We start from the raw sequence: 21133 nt of genomic DNA, 5'->3' as shown, positions 1-21133 counted from the left end.
TTTTGATATAATGGTTTTATGCTATATTCAGAAAAAGAATCACTTTATCAAACAATAAATGAACAGCTCTCTTATCTTTTAGAAGGAGAGCGCAATGTGTTGGCTAATCTATCAAATGCCAGTGCTCTGCTAAAAACAAGTTTTCCCAATACTGTTTTTGCAGGTTTCTATCTATTTGATGGGAATGAACTGATTTTGGGACCCTTTCAAGGTGGAGTTTCATGTGTACGAATCGCTCTTGGAAAAGGTGTTTGTGGAGAGTCTGCAGCTAGTCGTCAAACAGTGATTGTTGGTGATGTTAAAACCTATCCAAACTATATTTCTTGTGATAGTAGTGCTCGTAGTGAAATTGTTGTGCCGATGGTTAAAGAGGGACGTCTTCTGGGCGTTCTAGATTTAGATTCATCTCTTGTTGATGATTATGATGAGTTGGATCTGAAATATCTAGAAGAGTTTGTTTCTATTTTGTTAGAGAAAACCGAATGGAATTTTTCAATGTTTGAGGAGAAAGCGTAATGTATCAGGCCCTTTATCGAAAATATAGAAGTCAAACATTTTCACAGTTAGTAGGCCAGGAAATTGTTGCAAAAACTCTGAAACAAGCCGTAGAGCAGGAAAAGATTAGCCATGCCTATCTATTTTCAGGGCCTCGTGGAACTGGAAAAACCAGTGTAGCCAAAATTTTTTCCAAGGCTATGAACTGCCCTAATCAAGAGGGAGGAGAACCTTGCAATAACTGTTATATCTGTCAAGCTGTAACAGACGGTAGCTTGGAAGACGTTATCGAAATGGACGCGGCCTCTAACAATGGGGTGGATGAAATTCGTGATATCCGTGATAAATCAACCTATGCTCCAAGTATAGCTCAGTATAAGGTCTATATCATTGATGAGGTTCATATGCTTTCAACAGGAGCCTTCAATGCCCTTTTGAAAACTCTTGAAGAACCAACTCCTAATGTTGTTTTTATTCTAGCAACAACAGAGCTTCATAAGATTCCTGCAACCATTTTGTCTCGTGTTCAACGCTTCGAGTTCAAATCTATTAGAACTCAGGATATTCGAGATCATATTTTCCATATTTTAGAGAAGGAAGGGATTGATTATGAGTCTGAAGCTGTCGAGATTATCGCTCGTAGAGCCGAAGGTGGTATGCGGGATGCTTTGTCCATTTTAGACCAAGCATTGAGCTTGACTCAAGATGCTAGATTAACGACAGCTGTTTCTGAGGAAATTACTGGGACTATTAGTCTAAGTGCTTTGGATAATTATGTGGCTGCCTTGGCACAAAAAGATGTGACTCGTGCTTTGGAAAATCTAAATTTGATTTTTGATAACGGAAAAAGCATGACACGATTTGTAACGGATTTGTTGCAATACTTGCGAGATATTTTGATTGTCCAAACTGGAGGGGAGAATACTCACTATAGTGATCTCTTCAAGGATAACCTAGGTCTTTCACAGGCTATTTTGTTTGAGATGATTGGAATTGCAACAAGTAGTTTAGCTGATATCAAGGCTAGCTTACAGCCTAAGATTTATGCTGAAATGATGACCATTCGTTTGACAGAACTTGATTCCCAACTAGGACTTTCAGGTGATGTGGCTGAGGAATTATCTTCTCTTAGAGAAGAAGTTGCGCGATTGAAACAGGCTCTGGCAAATGTTAACACAAGTCCCAAACAGACCACACCAACGCCAAGTCGCCCAGTTAGCAGCAAGTCAGTTTATCGCGTAGATCGTAATAAGGTTCAGTCTATTCTTCAAGAAGCGGTTGAAAATCCTGATTTAGCCCGTCACAATCTAATTCGTCTTCAAAATGCTTGGGGAGAAGTTATTGAAAGCTTGTCAGGTCCTGATAAGGCACTTTTAGTCGGTTCTCAACCTGTTGCGGCTAATGAACATCATGCCATTCTTGCATTTGAGTCTAACTTCAATGCTGGTCAGACCATGAAACGTGATAATCTCAACACCATGTTTGGTAATATACTCAGTCAAGCAGCGGGATTTTCACCAGAGATTCTTGCTATTTCCATGGAAGAGTGGAAAGAAGTCAGAGCTGATTTCTCAGCGAAGGCTAAATCGTCTCAAGGTCAACCCGTTAAGGAAGAAGTTGAGGAATCTGTCCTTCCTCAAGGATTTGAGTTTCTAGCGGATAAAGTAACCATTGCAGAAGATTAAAAGGATTTTGTGACATAATACGATGAACAGACAACAATTTATAATTATGGCCTTATTTACTGCTGCCGAGACTTATTTTTTTAATGAATCCATCATGGATCAACGGTATATCGTAGCCTTGCTTTGGGCTATTTTAATCCTAAGAAATTTTAGAGTCAGCTATATTATGGGTAAAATTGTCAACGCTATAGATGATCATTTTCGTGGAAAGAAGTAACCCTCAGCTTCTAGACAAAATTAAAGCCTTTTAGGCTTTTTTTTGTTATACTATTAAAGTATATTTATTGATATTTTATCGTTTTTTACTAGAAAACTAAGGACAATTTTCTGGCGAAAATGGTAAAACGGATTGAAAAGAAAGGAATTATCATGTCAGTATTAGAGATCAAAGATCTTCACGTTGAAATCGAAGGAAAAGAAATTTTAAAAGGGGTTAATCTGACTCTTAAAACAGGAGAAATTGCAGCTATCATGGGCCCAAATGGTACCGGTAAGTCTACTCTTTCAGCTGCTATTATGGGAAACCCAAACTATGAAGTAACCAAAGGTGAAGTCTTGTTTGACGGTGTAAATATCCTTGAGTTGGAAGTGGATGAGCGTGCGCGTATGGGACTTTTCCTTGCTATGCAATACCCATCAGAAATTCCTGGGATTACCAATGCTGAATTTCTTCGTGCAGCCATGAATGCTGGTAAAGAAGACGATGAGAAAATCTCAGTTCGTGAGTTTATCACTAAGTTGGACGAGAAAATGGAATTGCTCAACATGAAAGAAGAGATGGCAGAGCGTTACCTCAATGAAGGTTTCTCTGGTGGTGAGAAAAAACGTAATGAAATTCTTCAGCTTTTGATGTTGGAACCAACTTTTGCCCTTTTGGATGAGATTGACTCAGGTCTTGATATTGATGCTCTTAAAGTTGTATCTAAAGGTGTGAACGCTATGCGTGGTGAAGGCTTTGGTGCTATGATTATCACTCACTACCAACGTCTTTTGAACTACATCACACCTGATGTGGTACACGTCATGATGGAAGGGCGTGTTGTTCTTTCTGGTGGTCCAGAATTGGCTGCGCGTTTGGAGCGTGAAGGATACGCAAAACTAGCTGAAGAACTTGGCTACGACTACAAGGAAGAATTGTAATTCCCTCGTATCTTTTAGGAGAAGTAAATGACTAAAGAAAATATTAAACTTTTTTCAGAAATGCACGCTGAACCAAGCTGGTTGGCTGACCTCCGTCAAAAAGCTTTTGACAAGATTGAAAGTTTGGAATTGCCAGTCATTGAGCGTGTGAAATTCCACCGTTGGAATCTAGGTGATGGTACCATCACAGAAAGTGAGCCATCAGCAAATGTTCCTGACTTCACAGCTCTAGATAATCACTTAAAGTTGGTGCAAGTAGGAACCCAAACTGTTTTTGAACAAACACCAGTTGAGTTGGCTGAACAAGGAGTGGTCTTTACAGACTTCCACTCAGCTCTAGAAGAAATTCCAGAACTCGTAGAAGAATTTTTCATGTCATCAGTGAAATACGATGATGATAAGTTGGCAGCCTACCATACAGCATATTTTAACAGTGGTGCTGTTCTCTATATCCCTGATAATGTTGAGATTACAGAGCCAATCGAAGGTATTTTCTACCAAGACAGCGATAGCGATGTGCCATTTAACAAGCATATCCTCATTATCGCGGGTAAGAATAGTAAGATTAGCTACCTTGAACGCTTAGAGTCACGTGGTGAGGGTAGTGCTAAGGCAACTGCCAATATCACAGTAGAAGTCATCGCTCATTCTGGCGCGCAAGTGAAGTTTGCAGCGATTGACCGTCTAGGCGAAAATGTTACAGCCTATATTAGCCGCCGTGGTAAATTGGGCAACGATGCAAATATTGACTGGGCTATCGGTGTCATGAACGAAGGAAACGTCGTTGCAGACTTTGATAGTGACTTGATTGGTAATGGTAGCCATGCAGATCTTAAGGTCGTTGCTCTATCAAGTGGTCGTCAGGTACAAGGGATTGATACACGAGTGACTAACTATGGTTGCAACTCAATCGGTAATATTCTTCAACATGGGGTTATCCTTGAAAAAGCAACTTTGACCTTCAATGGTATCGGTCACATCATCAAAGGAGCTAAGGGAGCAGATGCCCAACAAGAGAGCCGTGTTCTCATGCTTTCTGACCAAGCGCGTTCAGATGCCAACCCAATTCTCTTGATTGATGAGAATGATGTTACTGCGGGTCACGCGGCTTCTATCGGACAAGTTGATCCAGAAGACATGTACTACCTCATGAGCCGTGGCTTGGATAAGGCAACTGCAGAACGTTTAGTTGTTCGAGGTTTCCTTGGATCTGTTATCGTTGAGATTCCAGTCAAGGAAGTTCGTGATGAAATGATTGCGACAATTGAAGAAAAATTGTCAAAACGCTAAGGGGAAGCCTATGTTAGATGTAGAAGCGATTCGCAAGGATTTTCCGATTTTAGACCAGATTGTCAATGACGAACCTCTGGTTTATTTGGATAATGCTGCGACGACACAAAAACCACTAGCTGTTCTTGAAGCGATTAATCACTACTATGAGCAGGACAATGCCAATGTTCACCGTGGGGTTCATACCTTGGCTGAAAGGGCGACAGCATCTTATGAAGCCGCTCGTGAAACCATTCGGAAGTTTATCAATGCAGACTCTACAAAGGAAGTTCTCTTCACTAGAGGAACTACGACTAGTCTCAACTGGGTGGCACGTTTCGCTGAGGAAATCTTGACTGAAGGTGACCAGGTCTTGATTTCAGTCATGGAACACCATTCCAATATTATTCCATGGCAGGAAGCTTGCCGAAAGACTGGGGCAGAGCTTGTTTATGTCTATCTCAAAGATGGAGCTCTGGATATGGATGACTTGCGTTCTAAATTGACTGATAAGGTTAAATTTGTTTCACTAGCTCACGCATCAAACGTTCTTGGAGTGGTTAATCCTATCAAAGAAATCACACAAATGGCTCACGAAGTTGGAGCCATCATGGTGGTGGATGGTGCTCAGTCTACACCTCATATTAAGATTGATGTGCAGGACTTGGATGTGGACTTATTTGCCTTTTCAGGTCACAAGATGGCTGGTCCGACTGGTATTGGTGTTCTTTACGGTAAAGAAAAATATCTGGAGCAAATGTCACCAGTTGAATTTGGTGGCGAGATGATTGATTTCGTCTATGAGCAATCTGCTAGCTGGAAGGAGTTACCTTGGAAATTCGAGGCAGGAACTCCCAATATGGCAGGTGCTATTGGACTTGCAGCAGCCGTGGATTATCTTGAAAACATTGGCATGGATGCCATTGAAGCCCATGAACAAGAACTGATTGCATATGTCTTTCCAAAATTGCAGGAAATTGAAGGATTGACCATTTATGGTTCGCAGGACTTGGCTCAACGTTCAGGTGTCATTGCCTTTAATCTTGGTGATCTTCATCCTCATGACCTTGCGACTGCTCTGGATTATGAAGGAGTCGCAGTTCGTGCCGGTCACCATTGCGCTCAACCTTTGCTTCAATATATGGATGTTCCAGCAACAGCTCGTGCAAGTTTTTATATTTACAATACCAAGGCAGATTGCGACAAGTTAGTCGATGCTTTACAAAAGACAAAGGAGTTTTTCAATGGCACTTTCTAAACTAGATAGCCTTTATATGGCAGTGGTAGCGGACCATTCGAAAAATCCCCATCACCAAGGGAAGCTAGAAGATGCTGAACAAATCAGTCTTAACAATCCAACTTGTGGTGATGTGATTAATCTTTCTGTTAAGTTTGATGCAGATGATCGTTTGGAAGATATCGCTTTTCTAAACTCTGGTTGTACCATTTCAACTGCCTCTGCTAGTATGATGACAGATGCAGTCTTAGGAAAGACCAAGCAAGAAATCCTAGAGCTTGCAACCATCTTTTCTGAAATGGTGCAAGGTCAAAATGATGAGCGTCAAGATCAACTTGGAGATGCAGCTTTCTTGTCAGGAGTTGCCAAATTTCCTCAACGAATCAAATGCGCAACCCTAGCTTGGAACGCCCTTAAGAAAACAATTGAAAATCAAGATAATAAATAAGACAAGCTTTCTTTGTCTTATAAATCATAGAAATAAAGAATGAAAGAAAGGATATTATGGCTGAAGAAAGAGTAGAACCAAAACCAATTGACCTTGGTGAATATAAATTTGGTTTCCATGACGATGTAGAGCCTGTCCTATCGACAGGAAAAGGATTGAATGAAGATGTCATTCGTGAACTATCAGCTGCTAAGGGAGAGCCTGAGTGGATGTTAGAATTCCGTTTGAAATCTTATGAAACCTTCAAAAAAATGCCAATGCAAACCTGGGGAGCAGACTTGTCAGAGATTGATTTTGATGACTTGATTTACTACCAAAAACCATCTGATAAACCAGCCCGTTCTTGGGATGAAGTTCCTGAAAAAATCAAAGAAACCTTTGAACGTATTGGGATTCCTGAAGCTGAGCGTGCTTATCTTGCTGGAGCTTCTGCCCAGTATGAGTCAGAAGTGGTTTACCACAACATGAAGGAAGAATTTGAGAAGTTAGGTATTATCTTTACTGATACAGATTCTGCCCTCAAAGAGTACCCAGACTTGTTTAAACAATACTTTGCTAAGTTGGTGCCACCGACTGATAACAAGTTGGCAGCCCTCAACTCAGCAGTATGGTCAGGTGGAACCTTTATTTACGTACCAAAAGGTGTCAAGGTAGATATTCCACTTCAAACTTACTTCCGTATCAACAACGAAAATACTGGTCAGTTTGAACGTACCTTGATTATCGTTGATGAGGGAGCAAGTGTCCACTATGTAGAAGGATGTACTGCGCCAACTTATTCAAGTAACAGTTTGCATGCTGCCATTGTAGAAATCTTTGCTTTGGATGGAGCTTACATGCGTTATACAACCATCCAAAACTGGTCTGATAACGTCTATAACTTGGTAACCAAACGTGCAAAAGCCTTGAAAGATGCGACTGTTGAGTGGATTGATGGAAACTTAGGTGCCAAAACAACCATGAAATACCCATCTGTTTACCTGGATGGAGAAGGGGCGCGTGGGACCATGCTTTCGATTGCCTTTGCCAATGCTGGACAACACCAAGACACTGGTGCTAAGATGATCCACAATGCTCCACATACAAGCTCGTCCATTGTGTCTAAATCCATCGCTAAAGGCGGAGGAAAGGTTGACTACCGTGGACAAGTGACCTTCAACAAGAACTCTAAGAAATCTGTCTCTCACATCGAGTGTGACACTATTATCATGGATGACTTGTCAGCATCAGATACCATTCCGTTTAATGAAATCCACAACTCACAAGTAGCTTTGGAACACGAAGCCAAAGTATCTAAGATTTCAGAAGAACAACTCTATTATCTCATGAGTCGTGGTCTGTCAGAATCTGAAGCAACTGAAATGATTGTCATGGGATTTGTCGAGCCCTTCACCAAAGAACTTCCAATGGAATACGCAGTTGAGCTCAACCGCTTGATTAGCTATGAGATGGAAGGATCAGTCGGATAAACTTTATGAACAGAAACTGAGGCTGGGACAAAAGTCCTAGCCTCTCAATTGTCTTTGGATTGTTGAGCAAGACGCAGTGGTTGAGTGGGCTCTACTACGCTGATTTCATCAGCTTTTACAGCCCTACTCAACTGTGCGGAGGTGGGACGACGAAATCGTATTCTAACGAATTACCGATTTCTGTCCCACTCTCAGTTTTTTTGATGAAAGATGCTAATAAATATTCACAAAAATCCTTATATATGATAAAATAATACAATCTTATAAATTGGGAGATGAATGATGAATATTTTTAGAACCAAAGACGTTAGTCTAGGTAAAACAGAAATGCATCGCCATTTAAAACTATGGGACTTAATTCTCTTGGGCATTGGTGCTATGGTGGGAACAGGTATTTTTACGATTACAGGAACTGCTGCAGCAACATTAGCAGGACCTGCCCTTGTGGTATCGATTGTAATTTCTGCTATCTGCGTGTCCTTATCTGCACTATTTTTTGCAGAATTTGCTTCTCGTGTTCCTGCAACGGGTGGAGCATATAGTTATTTATATGCAATTTTAGGAGAATTTCCAGCCTGGATTGCAGGTTGGCTGACTATCATGGAATTTATGACAGCTGTTTCTGGTGTCGCTTCAGGTTGGGCGGCCTATTTTAAGGGTTTGCTTAGCCATTATGGAATTTCCTTGCCACAAGCCTTGAATGGAACTTTTAATCCTGAACATGGTACTTACATTGATCTTTTACCAATTTTAGTAATTCTACTTGTTACAGGCGTTGTACTTTTAAATTCGAAAGCAGCTCTTCGTTTTAATTCTATTCTTGTTGTTTTAAAATTTTCTGCCCTTGCCTTATTTATCCTAGTTGGAATTTGGTACATTAAACCTGAAAATTGGTCAGATTTTGCACCATTTGGTTTTGGTCAAATTTATGGTGGAAGCACTGGAATTATGGCAGGTGCTTCACTAATGTTTTTTGGATTCTTAGGTTTTGAATCCATTTCTATGGCAGTTGATGAAATTCAAAGTCCACAAAAGAATATCCCACGTGGGATTGTTTTATCCTTAACCATTGTAACCATTCTGTATGCCTTGGTTACCTTGATATTGACAGGTATCGTTCATTATAGCAAGCTCAATGTTGATGATGCAGTGGCTTTTGCTCTTAGAAGTATTGGTATTAGTTGGGCAGCTAATTATGTTTCACTCGTTGCTATTTTTACTTTGATTACGGTATGTATTTCCATGACTTACGCCTTGTCTCGAATGATTTATAGTTTGGCACGTGATGGGCTCATGCCTCAGAGTTTCAAACAAGTGACTAAGACCAGTCGTGTCCCTAAGAATGCGACCATTTTAACAGGTGTTGTTTCAGCGATTGCAGCGGGGATCTTCCCTCTAGCAAGTATCGCAGCCTTTCTCAATATCTGCACCTTAGCCTATCTTATTCTCCTAGCCTACGGGATTATCAAATTGAGAAAAGATAAGGGTATGCCCAAAGAGGGAGAATTTAAAACTCCCCTGGTACCTTTTTTACCAATCTTGTCTATTCTAATCTGCCTTTCATTTATGCTTCAATATACCCTTGAAACATGGATGGCATTTGGACTAGCTTTATTAATAGGAGTTATTATTTACTTTGTTTATGGATATAACCATTCGACTGTAGCTGAAAATGAATAAAGAAAAAAATCGCGAATTTCGCGATTTTTCGATTTTTTATAACTTCTCGTTAACAAAACGAACGAAGCGATTCCACCAAACTTTTAAGAAGAAGGCTTTTTCGACATTTTTTTCTGCGACCATCTCAAAACTAGGTTTGTCAGTTGTAATGTATCCTTGACCAACTAGATCCTTGTCTTCATAAGTCAAATGTCCAACGACAGTTCCTGCCTCTAGTGGAGCAGTGTGTTCAGTAGTATCCGCTGTGTAGGTAATAGTTGATTGTGTACGACTACCAAGACGTTGTACGATTTTGATATCTTCTTTGGCGACAGCTGTAACTGTATCTTCCTTCCCATCTAATACAGGCGATTTACTATCTTCGTAACTTTCCCCTTGTTTGACGATTGTCTGAAGAGCAAAGTTTGATGAGATGTAATCTAAAATAGAAGAAGTAGCTGTAAAGCGTGCATATGGATTGGTATCTTGGTTGTCAGCGTTTAAGACAACTGTGATAATACGCATTCCTTTTTCTACAGTCGTACCTACAAAGGATGCTCCAGCTTTATCAGTCGTACCAGTTTTAAGTCCATCAACACCACCACGATAGGCAGGCATTCCCTCTAACATATAGTTGGTAGAATGAATGGTCATCCCTGCAAAAGTAGAAGAAGGTTTCTTTGTGATTTCTAAGACTTGAGGATACTTGAGGATGAGATTGCGAGCAACGACAGCAACATCATAAGCGCTCAATTTGTTTTCATCATCTTTTTTAGATCCTGGATAGATATTATTTCCAAGAGTTTCATTGTTGAGCCCGGTTGTATTGACGAGTGTAGCATCTTGAATTCCCCATTCTTCTAGTTTGGCCTTCATCATATCTACAAAGTCCTTCTCAGAACCGGCAATTTTTTCAGCTAAAGCGATAGCAGCACTGTTAGCGCTAGATACCAAAGTTGCTTCTAGCAACTCTTCGACAGTGTAATTTCTAGCTTCCATGGGAACATTACTAGCCGCAGAATTAGTTGTCAACTGGTAGGGGTAATCAGAAATTTCTACAGGAGTAGAAAGAGAGATTTTCCCCTGTTCCAAGGCTTCGTAAACGAGATATACGGTAAGCAATTTGCTAATAGAAGCAATTTCAACAGGTTGAGTAGCATCCTTTTCGTATAATATCTTACCGCTATTAGCTTCAACAGCAATGGCATGTTTTGCTGCTACATCAAAATCCTGGGCAAAAACCGTAGTAGCGGAACCAAACGAAATAAGTGTTAATAGTGTTAAAAATAATTTCTTCATAGTAATTGTATTCTATCATAAAGACAAAAAATATTCTTGTTTTTATAATGTAGGTTATCAATCTTTTTTGAAATATGGTAAAATAGGAAAAAGAGGAGGTGGCTTATGTTTCGGAGAAATAAATTATTCTTCTGGACCACTGAGATATTATTAATAACCCTTATTTTCTACTTATGGAGAGAAATGGGTGCTATTATTACACCCTTTGTCAGTGTTGCAAATACAATCATGATTCCTTTTTTATTGGGAGGATTTTTGTATTACCTAACCAACCCAATTGTTATCTTTTTAGAGAAGGAATGCAAAATCAATCGCATCATTGGGATTTTGTTAACCCTTTGTGCCTTAATTTGTGCAATCGTACTTAGTTTTGTCTATCTGCTACCGATTTTGATTAATCAGTTGAGTAGCCTAATCTACTCGAGTCAAAACATTTATGGTCGTCTTCAAGATTTAGTCATTGAGTTATCAAAACATCCAGCCCTGCAAAATCTAGATATTCAACAAACTATTCAGCAACTGAATCTGTCATATGTTGATATTTTGCAAAATATCTTGAACAGTGTGACAAATAGTGTTGGCAGTGTTCTCTCTGCACTCGTAAGCACTGTATTGATTATCATCATGACACCAGTGTTCTTGATTTACTTCCTACTTGATGGACATAAATTTTTACCCATGCTAGAAAGAACTATATTAAAACGAGATAAATTGAACATATCTGGTTTATTGACAAACCTAAATACAACTATTTCTCGTTACATTAGTGGAGTGTCTATAGATGCAGTTATTATTGGATGTTTAGCTTTTATCGGTTATAGTGTGATTGGTCTAAGATATGCCTTGGTCTTCGCCATTTTTTCTGGATTGGCTAATTTGATTCCGTATGTAGGACCAAGCATTGGCTTGATTCCAATGATTATTTCAAATCTCTTCACAGATCCTCATAAAATGATTATTGCTGTCATTTATATGTTGATTATTCAGCAAGTTGATGGAAATATTTTATATCCACGTATTGTGGGTGGGGTTATGAAGGTTCATCCGATTACTATTTTAGTCTTGCTTTTATTATCAAGTAATATTTATGGTGTGATTGGGATGATTGTTGCTGTTCCAACCTATTCCATTTTAAAAGAGATTGCTAAATTCTTAGCGCGACTGTATGAAAATCATAAGGAAGCACAAGAAGTTGAGAAACATCTATCAGAATAAAGATGTCGGGATAAAAAATCCCGACCTTTTTTTGATCATTGTATCTTTGGCTCTGTAGTTGATCAAACTTTTTTTGGTTTTAAAACTCTCTAATCTCTTATGATGAAACTTTAATTTTTCTATACATAATTTTTACAAACAACTGAATGATTGAAGTCTTTCGGGGCTGAAAATAGGAAATTCAGACTTGGGTTATCGAATTATGGTCTATCGCCTTTTGCTAAAATAAGCCTATTTATAGATATTTTAAATAAATTGGTAGAGGAAGTAGAGCAAGAATAAGAATAATTCACAAAAACTTTGTAAAACACTTGCAATTTAGCTGAAATTTGATAAAATAGTAAGGAAAGTTAGACTGTATTGCCTACTGTCTATCTATAAAATATATTTTATTGGAGGCTTTTACTCAAATGGCAAAAGAAAAATACGATCGTAGTAAACCACACGTTAACATTGGTACTATCGGACACGTTGACCACGGTAAAACTACCCTAACTGCAGCTATCACAACTGTTTTGGCACGTCGCTTGCCTTCAGCAGTTAACCAACCTAAAGACTATGCGTCTATCGATGCTGCTCCAGAAGAACGCGAACGCGGTATCACAATCAACACTGCGCACGTTGAGTATGAAACTGAAAAACGTCACTACGCTCACATCGACGCTCCAGGACACGCGGACTACGTTAAAAACATGATCACTGGTGCCGCTCAAATGGACGGAGCTATCCTTGTAGTAGCTTCAACTGACGGACCAATGCCACAAACTCGTGAGCACATCCTTCTTTCACGTCAGGTTGGTGTTAAACACCTTATCGTCTTCATGAACAAGATCGACTTGGTTGACGACGAAGAATTGCTTGAATTGGTTGAAATGGAAATCCGTGACCTTCTTTCAGAATACGACTTCCCAGGTGACGATCTTCCAGTTATCCAAGGTTCAGCTCTTAAAGCTCTTGAAGGTGACTCTAAATACGAAGATATCATCATGGAATTGATGAACACTGTTGATGAGTACATTCCAGAACCAGAACGTGACACTGACAAACCATTGCTTCTTCCAGTCGAAGACGTATTCTCAATCACTGGACGTGGTACAGTTGCTTCAGGACGTATCGACCGTGGTACTGTTCGTGTCAACGACGAAATCGAAATCGTTGGTATCAAAGAAGAAACTAAAAAAGCAGTTGTTACTGGTGTTGAAATGTTCCGTAAACAACTTGACGAAGGTCTTGCAGGAGATAACGTAGGTGTCCTTCTTCGTGGTGTTCAACGTGACGAAATCGAACGTGGACAAGTTATCGCTAAACCAGGTTCAATCAACCCACACACTAAATTCAAAGGTGAAGTTTACATCCTTACTAAAGAAGAAGGTGGACGTCACACTCCATTCTTCAACAACTACCGTCCACAATTCTACTTCCGTACTACTGACGTTACAGGTTCAATCGAACTTCCAGCAGGTACTGAAATGGTAATGCCAGGTGATAACGTGACAATCGACGTTGAGTTGATCCACCCAATCGCCGTAGAACAAGGTACTACATTCTCTATCCGTGAGGGTGGACGTACTGTTGGTTCAGGTATGGTTACAGAAATCGAAGCTTAATTCGATTTAGTTCCCAGAAGAACAATTATTTAAGTCAGACACTAAAAGAATCTTGCTATGCAAGGTTCTTTTTTTGCGATCAAAAGTGAGAGAGTTCCTTTTTTACAATTTCATAAAATCATGGTAAAATGGTTAAATATTAAATTTGGAGAAAAATATGAAGTACAAGCGTATCGTATTTAAAGTGGGAACTTCATCGCTGACACATAAAGATGGAAGTTTATCTCGCAGTAAAGTAAAAGCTATCACACAACAGCTTGCAATGCTGCATGAAGCAGGTCATGAGCTGATTTTGGTGTCTTCTGGGGCTGTTGCAGCAGGTTTTGGAGCCTTAGGATTTAAAAAACGACCGACCAAGATTGCGGATAAGCAAGCTTCAGCGGCGGTTGGTCAAGGATTGCTTCTGGAAGAATATACAACAAATTTGCTCTTAAGACAGATTGTTTCAGCGCAAATCTTGCTAACTCAGGATGATTTTGTCGATAAGCGACGTTATAAAAATGCCCATCAAGCTTTATCTGTCCTTCTCAATCGTGGCGCGATTCCTATTATCAATGAAAATGACAGTGTCGTTATTGATGAGCTCAAGGTCGGAGATAATGATACACTTAGTGCCCAGGTTGCAGCAATGGTGCAGGCAGATCTTTTGGTCCTCTTAACAGATGTAGACGGTCTTTATACTGGTAATCCTAACTCGGATTCAAGTGCGAAGCGGTTAGAGAGAATTGAGACCATCAATCGAGAAATTATCGATATGGCTGGTGGGGCAGGATCATCAAATGGAACTGGGGGCATGCTGACTAAGATAAAGGCAGCGACCATTGCGACAGAGTCAGGAGTGCCGGTTTATATCTGTTCATCCTTGAAAGCTGATGCTATGATAGAGGCGGCAGAGAAGACCAAGGATGGTTCTTTCTTTGTTGCACAAGAAAAGGGACTTCGTACCCAGAAACAATGGCTAGCCTTTTATGCCAAAAGTCAGGGAGCAATTTGGGTTGATAAAGGGGCGGCAGAAGCCCTCTCTCAACATGGAAAGAGTCTCCTTTTATCAGGGGTTGTAGATGTTGAGAGCAATTTTTCTTATGGTGATATTGTAACGGTATTTGATAAGGAAACTGGAAAATCACTCGGAAAAGGTAGAGTGCAACTAGGTGCATCGGGGCTCAAAGATGTCCTTCGTTCTCAAAAAGCCAAGGGAGTCCTGATTCATCGTGATGACTGGATTTCTATCACTCCTGAAATCCAACTACTCTTTACAGAATTTTAGAGGTAAACTATGGTAAGTACACAAGAACAATTTGAACAGGTACAGGCTGTTAAAAAGTCGATTAACACAGCTAGTGAAACAGTAAAAAACCAAGCCTTGCTAGCTATGGCCGATCACTTATTGACAGCTACTGAGGAGATTTTAGCGGCTAATGTCCTTGATATGGAAGCAGCAAAGGGTAAAATATCAGATGTTATGCTCGATCGTCTTTATTTGGATGCAAGTCGTATCCAAGCGATGGCAACAGGCATTCGTGATGTGGTTGCTTTACCAGATCCAATCGGTGAAGTCCTAGAAAGAAGTCAGCTTGAAAATGGTTTGGTCATTACTAAGAAGCGTGTGGCTATGGGTGTTATTGGCATTATCTATGAAAGTCGTCCTAATGTGACTTCTGATGCAGCTGCCCTTGCTCTCAAGAGTGGAAATGCGGTTGTTCTTCGTAGCGGTAAGGATGCCTACCAAACAGCTCATGCTATTGTTACAGCCTTGAAGAAGGGTTTGGAGACTACCACCATTCATCCAGACGTCATTCAATTAGTAGAAGATACCAGTCGTGAAAGTAGTTATGCCATGATGAAGGCTAAGGGTTATCTAGATCTTCTCATTCCTCGCGGAGGTGTCGGTTTGATCAATGCTGTCGTTGAGAATGCTATTGTGCCAGTTATCGAAACAGGTACAGGGATTGTTCATGTCTACGTTGACAAAGATGCGAATGAAGACAAGGCACTGTCTATTATCAATAACGCTAAAACTAGTCGTCCTTCAGTCTGTAATGCCATGGAAGTGCTGCTTGTTCATCAAGACAAGGCGGCAAGCTTCCTTCCTCGCTTGGAGCAAGTTCTGGTTGCCGATCGAAAAGAAGCTGGACTGGAATCGATTCAATTGCGTCTAGATGAGAAAGCTAGTCAATATATTTCTGGACAAGCAGCAGTGGCTCAAGACTTTGACACTGAGTTTTTAGACTATGTCTTAGCTGTTAAAGTAGTTTCTAGTCTTGAGGAAGCTGTAGAGCATATCGAAGCCCACAGCACCCATCATTCGGATGCGATTGTGACTGAAAATGCTGATGCTATAGCTTACTTTACAAATCAAGTGGACTCGGCAGCGGTTTATGTCAATGCTTCGACTCGTTTCACAGATGGTGGCCAATTTGGTCTGGGTTGTGAAATGGGGATTTCTACTCAGAAATTACATGCGCGTGGTCCAATGGGCTTAAAGGAATTGACCAGCTACAAATATGTAGTTACTGGTGATGGACAGATAAGGGAGTAAGAGATGAGGATTGGATTTATCGGTTTGGGAAATATGGGTTCCAGCTTGGCTAAGGCTGTCTTGCAGGCAAAAATGAGTTATCAGATTCTCCTCGCTAATCGTAGTCAAGCTAAGGTGGATGCTTTTATTGCCAATTATGGTGGTCTGGCTTCTAGTAATGACGAAATCTTTGCAGAAGCAGATGTGATTTTTCTAGGAGTGAAGCCAGCTCAATTCTCAGAACTGCTTACTCAATATCAGTCAATCCTTGAGAAACGAGAAAGTATTCTTTTGATTTCCATGGCAGCTGGTTTGACCTTGGAAAAACTCGCTAGTCTTCTTCCAAGTCACCATAGGATTATTCGCATCATGCCTAATACACCTGTTGCTATTGGGCAAGGAGTGATTAGCTATGCCTTGTCTGCAAATTGTCATCCCGAAGACAGTGAACTTTTTTGTCAACTATTAGCCAAGGCTGGCCAGTTGGTTGAAATAAGTGATGGTTTAATAGATGCAGCAACAGGACTTGCAGGCTGTGGACCAGCCTTTGTCTATCTATTTATCGAAGCTTTGGCAGATGCAGGAGTTCAAACAGGATTGCCAAGAGAAACGGCATTGAAAATGGCGGCTAAAACAGTAGTTGGTGCAGGTCAAATGGTCCTAGAAAGTCAGCAACATCCTGGAGTCTTGAAAGACCAAGTTTGCAGTCCAGGTGGTTCAACCATTGCTGGTGTATCAAGTCTAGAAGAACATGCTTTTAGAGGAACCGTTATGGATGCTGTCAATCAAGCCTACAAAAAAACTCAAGAATTAGGCAAATAAGAGGTGAGCGTTAAAACTCACACTCTTTTTTTCTTACAAAGAAGGAAATGAAAAAAGCTTTTCACAAATCCCCATTTTTTTGATAGAATAGAAGATAGAAAAATAGAAATGAGTCAGACATGTCAAAAGGATTTTTAGTCTCTCTTGAGGGACCAGAGGGAGCAGGAAAAACAAGCGTTCTTGAAGCCCTAATCCCTGTATTAGAGGATAGGGGAGTAGAAGTTTTAACAACGCGCGAACCAGGTGGGGTCTTAATTGGAGAAAAAATTCGCGAAGTTATCCTAGATCCTAGTCATACTGAAATGGATCCTAAGACGGAGCTTCTCCTCTATATTGCTAGTCGTCGACAACACTTGGTGGAAAAGGTCTTACCAGCACTTGCAGCTGGAAAACTGGTTATCATGGATCGCTTTATCGATAGTTCTGTTGCTTATCAGGGCTTTGGGCGTGGTTTAGATATCGATGCCATTGATTGGCTTAATCAGTTTGCAACAGATGGACTGAAACCTGATTTGACTCTTTATTTTGATATTGAGGTCGAAGAGGGACTGGCACGTATTGCTGCCAACAGTAATCGGGAAGTCAATCGTTTGGACATGGAAGGTCTGGATCTACACCGAAAAGTTCGTCAAGGTTACCTTTCTCTTATTGAAAGAGAAGGAAATCGCATCGAAAAAATCGATGCTAGCTTACCACTTGATCAAGTGATTGAAAATACGCAACAGCTACTTTTTGATAGGATGGGATTAAGGAGATGAAGCAAGAGCAATTAAGGGCTTGTCAACCTCTACAATTTGAACGGTTTGTCCATATCTTGGAGCAAGGGCAGCTCAATCACGCCTACCTCTTTTCAGGTAATTTTGGAAGTTTAGAGATGGCCCTTTTTTTGTCTAAAAGTCTCTTTTGTAGTGAGAAAACTGGTATTTTTCCTTGTGAAAAATGTCGGAATTGTAAATTGATTGAGCAGGAAGAGTTTCCTGATGTGACCATAATTAAACCTCTGAATCAAGTCATTAAGACGGAGCGTATTCGAGAATTAGTTGGTCAATTTTCCCAGTCTGGTATTGAAAATCAACGTCAGGTCTTTATTATCGAGCAAGCGGAAAAAATGCATGTGAATGCTGCAAATTCACTCTTGAAGGTTATTGAAGAGCCACAAAGTGAGATTTATATTTTCTTTTTGACCGATGATGAGGAACAGATGTTACCAACGATTCGAAGTCGGACACAGATTTTCCAATTTAAGAAACAAGTCTCTACTTTAATGTCACAGCTTGAAGAGGTTGGTTTAGTAAAAAATAAAGCTAAGCTATTGGCTCAGTTTAGTCAATCGCAGGCAGAGGCTGATAAGCTTGTCCATCAAGCAGGATTTTGGACACTAGTAGATGAAAGTGAACGCCTCTTTTCTTGGCTTTTAGCCCATAAAAAAGAATCCTACTTGCAAGTTGCAAAATTAACGAGTTTGGCTGATGATAAAGAAAAGCAAGATCAGGTGCTCAGAATTTTAGAGGTATTAGCTGGCCAGGAGATTCTCAATGTTTCAGCTCGGAACATTTTGCAAAATCTCGTCCAAACTCGTAAAATGTGGCGGGCCAATGTTAGCTTTCAAAACGTTTTGGAATACCTGGTTTTACAAAAAAATTTAAAGTAAAGATAGATTATTGAAAGGGCTGTAATGAATAAAAAAGAATTATTTGATGCTTTAGATGACTTTTCACAGCAATTGTTGGTAACCTTGGCAGACGTCGAAGCTATCAAGAAAAATCTCAAGAGTTTGGTAGAGGAAAATACAGCTCTTCGTTTAGAAAATGATAAACTGAGAGAACGTTTGGGAGAGGTTGAGGAGACAGCTCCAGCCAAAACGAAACATGTAAGAGAAAATGTCCGTCGCATTTATGAGGATGGTTTTCATGTTTGTCGTGACTTTTATGGCCAACGTCGGGAGCAAGATGCAGAATGTATGTTTTGTGATGAGTTGTTATTTAGGGAGTAAGTATGCAGATTCAAAAGAGTTTTAAGGGACAAACTCCCTACGGCAAGCTTTATCTAGTCGCAACGCCAATCGGTAATCTAGATGATATGACTTTTCGCGCTATTCAGACCTTGAAAGAGGTTGACGGGATCGCAGCAGAAGATACTCGTAATACGGGACTTTTGCTCAAGCATTTTGAGATTTCAACCAAGCAAATCAGTTTTCACGAACATAATGCCAAGGAAAAAATTCCTGATTTGATTGGTTTGTTGAAACAAGGTCAAAATCTTGCCCAAGTATCTGATGCAGGGATGCCTAGTATTTCTGACCCGGGGCATGATTTGGTCAAGGCTGCCATAGAAGAAGACATCGCAGTTGTCACAGTTCCAGGAGCTAGTGCAGGGATTTCTGCCTTGATTGCCAGTGGCTTAGCACCACAACCTCACATTTTTTATGGTTTCTTACCACGAAAATCGGGCCAGCAAAAGCAGTTTTTCGAAGCGAAAAAAGCTTATCCAGAGACCCAGATTTTCTATGAATCACCTCACCGTGTGGCGGATACGCTAGAAAATATGCTAGAAGTCTACGGTGATCGCTCGGTGGTTTTGGTCAGGGAATTGACTAAAATCTATGAAGAATACCAACGAGGAAAGATTTCAGAGCTACTAGAAAGTATTTCTGAAACACCTCTTAAAGGCGAATGCCTTTTCATTGTGGAGGGTGCTAGTCAAGAAGTAGAAGATAAGGATGAAGAGGACTTGTTCTTAGAAATCCAAGAACGAATCCAACAAGGAATCAAGAAAAATCAAGCCATTAAGGAAGTTGCGAAGATTTATCAGTGGAACAAAAGCCAGCTCTACGCTGCTTATCACGAATGGGAAGACAATCAGGCTCTTTGTCAACTGTAGTGGGTTGAATAAAAAGCTAACATCTGGAGAGGACAACGATTGTCCTCTCCATTTTTATATTCAGAGCGATGAAAATTCGTTTCTTAAAGTTATCAAAGTTCCTAAAACCAAAAGCATTTCGTTTGATGAGTTTAATGAGATTATTGGTTGCTTCCAATTTGGCGTTGGAATAAGGTAATTGAAGGGCGTTGACAATCTTTTCTTTAACCTTGAGGAAGGTTTTCAAGACAGTCTGAAAAAGAGGATGAACCTGCTTTAGATTTTCCTCAATAAGTCCGAAAAATTTGTCAGGCTCTTTATTCTGAAAGTGAAAAAGCAAGAGCTGATAGAGATTATAGTGGTGTTTCAAGTCTTCGGAATAGCTCAAAAGCTTGTCTAGAATTTCTTTATTCGTTAAGTGCATGCGAAAAGTAGGGCGATAAAATCGTTTATCGCTGAGTTTACGACTATCTTGTTGGATGAGTTTCCAATAGCGCTTGATGGCCTTGTATTTATGAGATTTTCGATCAAATTGATTCATGATTTGGACACGAACCCGACTCATAGCTCGGCTAAGATGTTGAACAATGTGAAAACGATCTAGAACGATTTTAGCACATGGAAAAAGCTGTTTAGCTAAGGCATAGTAAGGACTAAACATATCCATAGTAATGATTTTCACTCGACATCGGACTGCTCTATCGTAGCGAAGAAAGTGATTGCGGATGATAGCTTGTGTTCTTCCCTCAAGAACAGTAATGATATTGAGCTGATCAAAATCTTGTGCGATAAAACTCATCTTTCCCTTGGTAAAGGCATACTCGTCCCAAGACATAATCTCTGGAAGACAAGAAAAATCATGCTTAAAGTGAAAGTCATTGAGCTTACGAATGACAGTTGAAGTTGAAATGGATAGCTGATGTGCAATATCAGTCATAGAAGTCTTTTCAATTAACTTTTGAGCAATCTTTTGGTTGATAATACGAGGAATTTGATGATTCTTCTTGACGAGAGAGGTTTCGGCGACCATCATTTTCGAGCAATGATAGCACTTGAATCGACGCTTTTTCAGAAGAATTCTGGTAGGCATACCAGTCGTTTCGAGGTAAGGAATCTTAGAATGTTTTTGAAAGTCATATTTCTTCATTTGACTTCCGCAATCAGGGCAAGATGGGGCGTCGTAGTCCAGTTTAGCGATGATTTCTTTGTAGGTATTCATATTGATGATGTCTAGAATCTGGATATTAGGGTCTTTGATATCGAGCAGTTTTGTGATAAAATGTAATTGTTCCATAGGATTCTTTCTAATGAGTTGTTTGATCGCTTTTCATTATAGGTCATATGGGACTTTTTTTCTACACAAAAATAGGCTCCATAAGATCCATAGGGGATTTACCCACTACAAATATTA

General features: G+C 40.0%; 20 protein-coding genes. 18 read left to right on the top strand and 2 right to left on the bottom strand.

Going from position 1 to position 21133, the window contains the following annotated elements:
• Positions 1 to 18 precede the first annotated feature (18 nt).
• The 9 genes from TZ96_RS08620 (at position 19) to TZ96_RS08580 (ending at position 9423) form a co-directional block, all read left to right on the top strand.
• Positions 19 to 516 (top strand): GAF domain-containing protein, encoded by a 498-nt coding sequence (locus TZ96_RS08620; RefSeq protein ID WP_045763729.1) that lies wholly within the window; start codon positions 19 to 21, stop codon positions 514 to 516.
• Positions 516 to 2180, top strand: coding sequence for a DNA polymerase III subunit gamma/tau (gene dnaX / locus TZ96_RS08615; protein WP_045763728.1), 1665 nt, complete (start codon positions 516 to 518; stop codon positions 2178 to 2180). The genes TZ96_RS08620 and dnaX overlap by 1 nt, the downstream gene beginning before the upstream one ends.
• Positions 2181 to 2202: 22 nt before the next feature.
• On the top strand, positions 2203 to 2397 hold the full coding sequence (locus TZ96_RS08610; RefSeq protein ID WP_045763727.1) for a DUF3272 family protein: 195 nt from the start codon (positions 2203 to 2205) through the stop codon (positions 2395 to 2397).
• Positions 2398 to 2549: 152 nt separating this feature from the next.
• A complete protein-coding gene (sufC, locus tag TZ96_RS08605) occupies positions 2550 to 3320 on the top strand; it encodes a Fe-S cluster assembly ATPase SufC (protein ID WP_000114489.1) in 771 nt (256 codons plus the stop codon).
• 27 nt (positions 3321 to 3347) lie between these two features.
• Positions 3348 to 4610, top strand: a complete 1263-nt coding sequence (sufD, locus tag TZ96_RS08600) for a Fe-S cluster assembly protein SufD (RefSeq protein WP_045763726.1) — start codon at positions 3348 to 3350, stop codon at positions 4608 to 4610.
• A 10-nt stretch (positions 4611 to 4620) separates the two neighbouring features.
• Positions 4621 to 5847 (top strand): cysteine desulfurase, encoded by a 1227-nt coding sequence (locus TZ96_RS08595; protein WP_045763725.1) that lies wholly within the window; start codon positions 4621 to 4623, stop codon positions 5845 to 5847.
• Positions 5834 to 6274: a Fe-S cluster assembly sulfur transfer protein SufU gene (sufU, locus tag TZ96_RS08590; protein ID WP_045763724.1), complete on the top strand. Its 441-nt coding sequence runs from the start codon at positions 5834 to 5836 to the stop codon at positions 6272 to 6274. The genes TZ96_RS08595 and sufU overlap by 14 nt, the downstream gene beginning before the upstream one ends.
• A 56-nt stretch (positions 6275 to 6330) precedes the next feature.
• The gene (gene sufB / locus TZ96_RS08585; RefSeq protein ID WP_006151262.1) at positions 6331 to 7743 is read left to right on the top strand and encodes a Fe-S cluster assembly protein SufB; all 1413 of its coding nucleotides are present in this window, start codon (positions 6331 to 6333) and stop codon (positions 7741 to 7743) included.
• A 282-nt stretch (positions 7744 to 8025) separates the two neighbouring features.
• Positions 8026 to 9423, top strand: coding sequence for an APC family permease (locus TZ96_RS08580; protein ID WP_045763723.1), 1398 nt, complete (start codon positions 8026 to 8028; stop codon positions 9421 to 9423).
• 36 nt (positions 9424 to 9459) lie between these two features.
• Here TZ96_RS08580 and pbp3 read toward each other — a convergent pair whose 3' ends face one another.
• Positions 9460 to 10701, bottom strand: a complete 1242-nt coding sequence (gene pbp3 / locus TZ96_RS08575) for a D-alanyl-D-alanine carboxypeptidase PBP3 (RefSeq protein WP_045763722.1) — start codon at positions 10699 to 10701, stop codon at positions 9460 to 9462.
• A gap of 105 nt (positions 10702 to 10806) precedes the next feature.
• Here pbp3 and TZ96_RS08570 point away from each other — a divergent pair, with 105 nt between their 5' ends.
• The 9 genes from TZ96_RS08570 to rsmI all read left to right on the top strand — a co-directional run bounded on the left by TZ96_RS08570 (position 10807) and on the right by rsmI (position 19743).
• The gene (locus TZ96_RS08570; RefSeq protein WP_000489835.1) at positions 10807 to 11916 is read left to right on the top strand and encodes an AI-2E family transporter; all 1110 of its coding nucleotides are present in this window, start codon (positions 10807 to 10809) and stop codon (positions 11914 to 11916) included.
• A 410-nt stretch (positions 11917 to 12326) separates the two neighbouring features.
• Entirely contained in the window at positions 12327 to 13523 is a 1197-nt protein-coding gene (gene tuf, locus TZ96_RS08565) for an elongation factor Tu (protein ID WP_001040718.1), read from the top strand.
• Positions 13524 to 13680: 157 nt separating this feature from the next.
• Positions 13681 to 14790, top strand: coding sequence for a glutamate 5-kinase (gene proB, locus TZ96_RS08560; RefSeq protein WP_045763721.1), 1110 nt, complete (start codon positions 13681 to 13683; stop codon positions 14788 to 14790).
• Positions 14791 to 14799: 9 nt separating this feature from the next.
• A complete protein-coding gene (locus TZ96_RS08555) occupies positions 14800 to 16062 on the top strand; it encodes a glutamate-5-semialdehyde dehydrogenase (RefSeq protein ID WP_045763720.1) in 1263 nt (420 codons plus the stop codon).
• Positions 16063 to 16065: 3 nt separating this feature from the next.
• Positions 16066 to 16863 carry a pyrroline-5-carboxylate reductase gene (gene proC / locus TZ96_RS08550; RefSeq protein ID WP_045763719.1) on the top strand — a complete coding sequence of 266 codons (798 nt, stop codon included), beginning with the start codon at positions 16066 to 16068 and terminating at the stop codon, positions 16861 to 16863.
• Positions 16864 to 16982: 119 nt separating this feature from the next.
• Positions 16983 to 17621, top strand: a complete 639-nt coding sequence (tmk, locus tag TZ96_RS08545; RefSeq protein WP_045763718.1) for a dTMP kinase — start codon at positions 16983 to 16985, stop codon at positions 17619 to 17621.
• Complete coding sequence (locus TZ96_RS08540) at positions 17618 to 18514, top strand: DNA polymerase III subunit delta' (protein ID WP_045763717.1); 897 nt, start codon at positions 17618 to 17620, stop codon at positions 18512 to 18514. The genes tmk and TZ96_RS08540 overlap by 4 nt, the downstream gene beginning before the upstream one ends.
• Before the next feature lie 24 nt (positions 18515 to 18538).
• On the top strand, positions 18539 to 18856 hold the full coding sequence (gene yabA, locus TZ96_RS08535; protein WP_001034369.1) for a DNA replication initiation control protein YabA: 318 nt from the start codon (positions 18539 to 18541) through the stop codon (positions 18854 to 18856).
• A 2-nt stretch (positions 18857 to 18858) separates the two neighbouring features.
• Positions 18859 to 19743, top strand: a complete 885-nt coding sequence (gene rsmI / locus TZ96_RS08530) for a 16S rRNA (cytidine(1402)-2'-O)-methyltransferase (protein WP_045763716.1) — start codon at positions 18859 to 18861, stop codon at positions 19741 to 19743.
• 16 nt (positions 19744 to 19759) lie between these two features.
• On the opposite strand, the gene TZ96_RS08525 is transcribed toward rsmI, so the two are convergent.
• The gene (locus TZ96_RS08525; RefSeq protein ID WP_045763715.1) at positions 19760 to 21016 is read right to left on the bottom strand and encodes an ISL3 family transposase; all 1257 of its coding nucleotides are present in this window, start codon (positions 21014 to 21016) and stop codon (positions 19760 to 19762) included.
• Positions 21017 to 21133: the final 117 nt, after the last annotated feature.

The organism is Streptococcus infantis (assembly GCF_000963255.1).
Classification (GTDB): domain Bacteria; phylum Bacillota; class Bacilli; order Lactobacillales; family Streptococcaceae; genus Streptococcus; species Streptococcus nidrosiense.
This window is presented reverse-complemented; position numbering and strand designations above follow the sequence as displayed.

Excerpts from the sequence above, each read along its gene's own strand:
- TZ96_RS08620 (WP_045763729.1), top strand. The coding sequence starts at position 19 with ATGCTATATTCAGAAAAAGAATCACTTTATCAAACAATAAATGAACAG.
- dnaX (WP_045763728.1), top strand. The coding sequence starts at position 516 with ATGTATCAGGCCCTTTATCGAAAATATAGAAGTCAAACATTTTCACAG.
- TZ96_RS08610 (WP_045763727.1), top strand. The coding sequence starts at position 2,203 with ATGAACAGACAACAATTTATAATTATGGCCTTATTTACTGCTGCCGAG.
- sufC (WP_000114489.1), top strand. The coding sequence starts at position 2,550 with ATGTCAGTATTAGAGATCAAAGATCTTCACGTTGAAATCGAAGGAAAA.
- sufD (WP_045763726.1), top strand. The coding sequence starts at position 3,348 with ATGACTAAAGAAAATATTAAACTTTTTTCAGAAATGCACGCTGAACCA.
- TZ96_RS08595 (WP_045763725.1), top strand. The coding sequence starts at position 4,621 with ATGTTAGATGTAGAAGCGATTCGCAAGGATTTTCCGATTTTAGACCAG.
- sufU (WP_045763724.1), top strand. The coding sequence starts at position 5,834 with ATGGCACTTTCTAAACTAGATAGCCTTTATATGGCAGTGGTAGCGGAC.
- sufB (WP_006151262.1), top strand. The coding sequence starts at position 6,331 with ATGGCTGAAGAAAGAGTAGAACCAAAACCAATTGACCTTGGTGAATAT.
- TZ96_RS08580 (WP_045763723.1), top strand. The coding sequence starts at position 8,026 with ATGAATATTTTTAGAACCAAAGACGTTAGTCTAGGTAAAACAGAAATG.
- pbp3 (WP_045763722.1), bottom strand. The coding sequence starts at position 10,701 with ATGAAGAAATTATTTTTAACACTATTAACACTTATTTCGTTTGGTTCC.
- TZ96_RS08570 (WP_000489835.1), top strand. The coding sequence starts at position 10,807 with ATGTTTCGGAGAAATAAATTATTCTTCTGGACCACTGAGATATTATTA.
- tuf (WP_001040718.1), top strand. The coding sequence starts at position 12,327 with ATGGCAAAAGAAAAATACGATCGTAGTAAACCACACGTTAACATTGGT.
- proB (WP_045763721.1), top strand. The coding sequence starts at position 13,681 with ATGAAGTACAAGCGTATCGTATTTAAAGTGGGAACTTCATCGCTGACA.
- TZ96_RS08555 (WP_045763720.1), top strand. The coding sequence starts at position 14,800 with ATGGTAAGTACACAAGAACAATTTGAACAGGTACAGGCTGTTAAAAAG.
- proC (WP_045763719.1), top strand. The coding sequence starts at position 16,066 with ATGAGGATTGGATTTATCGGTTTGGGAAATATGGGTTCCAGCTTGGCT.
- tmk (WP_045763718.1), top strand. The coding sequence starts at position 16,983 with ATGTCAAAAGGATTTTTAGTCTCTCTTGAGGGACCAGAGGGAGCAGGA.
- TZ96_RS08540 (WP_045763717.1), top strand. The coding sequence starts at position 17,618 with ATGAAGCAAGAGCAATTAAGGGCTTGTCAACCTCTACAATTTGAACGG.
- yabA (WP_001034369.1), top strand. The coding sequence starts at position 18,539 with ATGAATAAAAAAGAATTATTTGATGCTTTAGATGACTTTTCACAGCAA.
- rsmI (WP_045763716.1), top strand. The coding sequence starts at position 18,859 with ATGCAGATTCAAAAGAGTTTTAAGGGACAAACTCCCTACGGCAAGCTT.
- TZ96_RS08525 (WP_045763715.1), bottom strand. The coding sequence starts at position 21,016 with ATGGAACAATTACATTTTATCACAAAACTGCTCGATATCAAAGACCCT.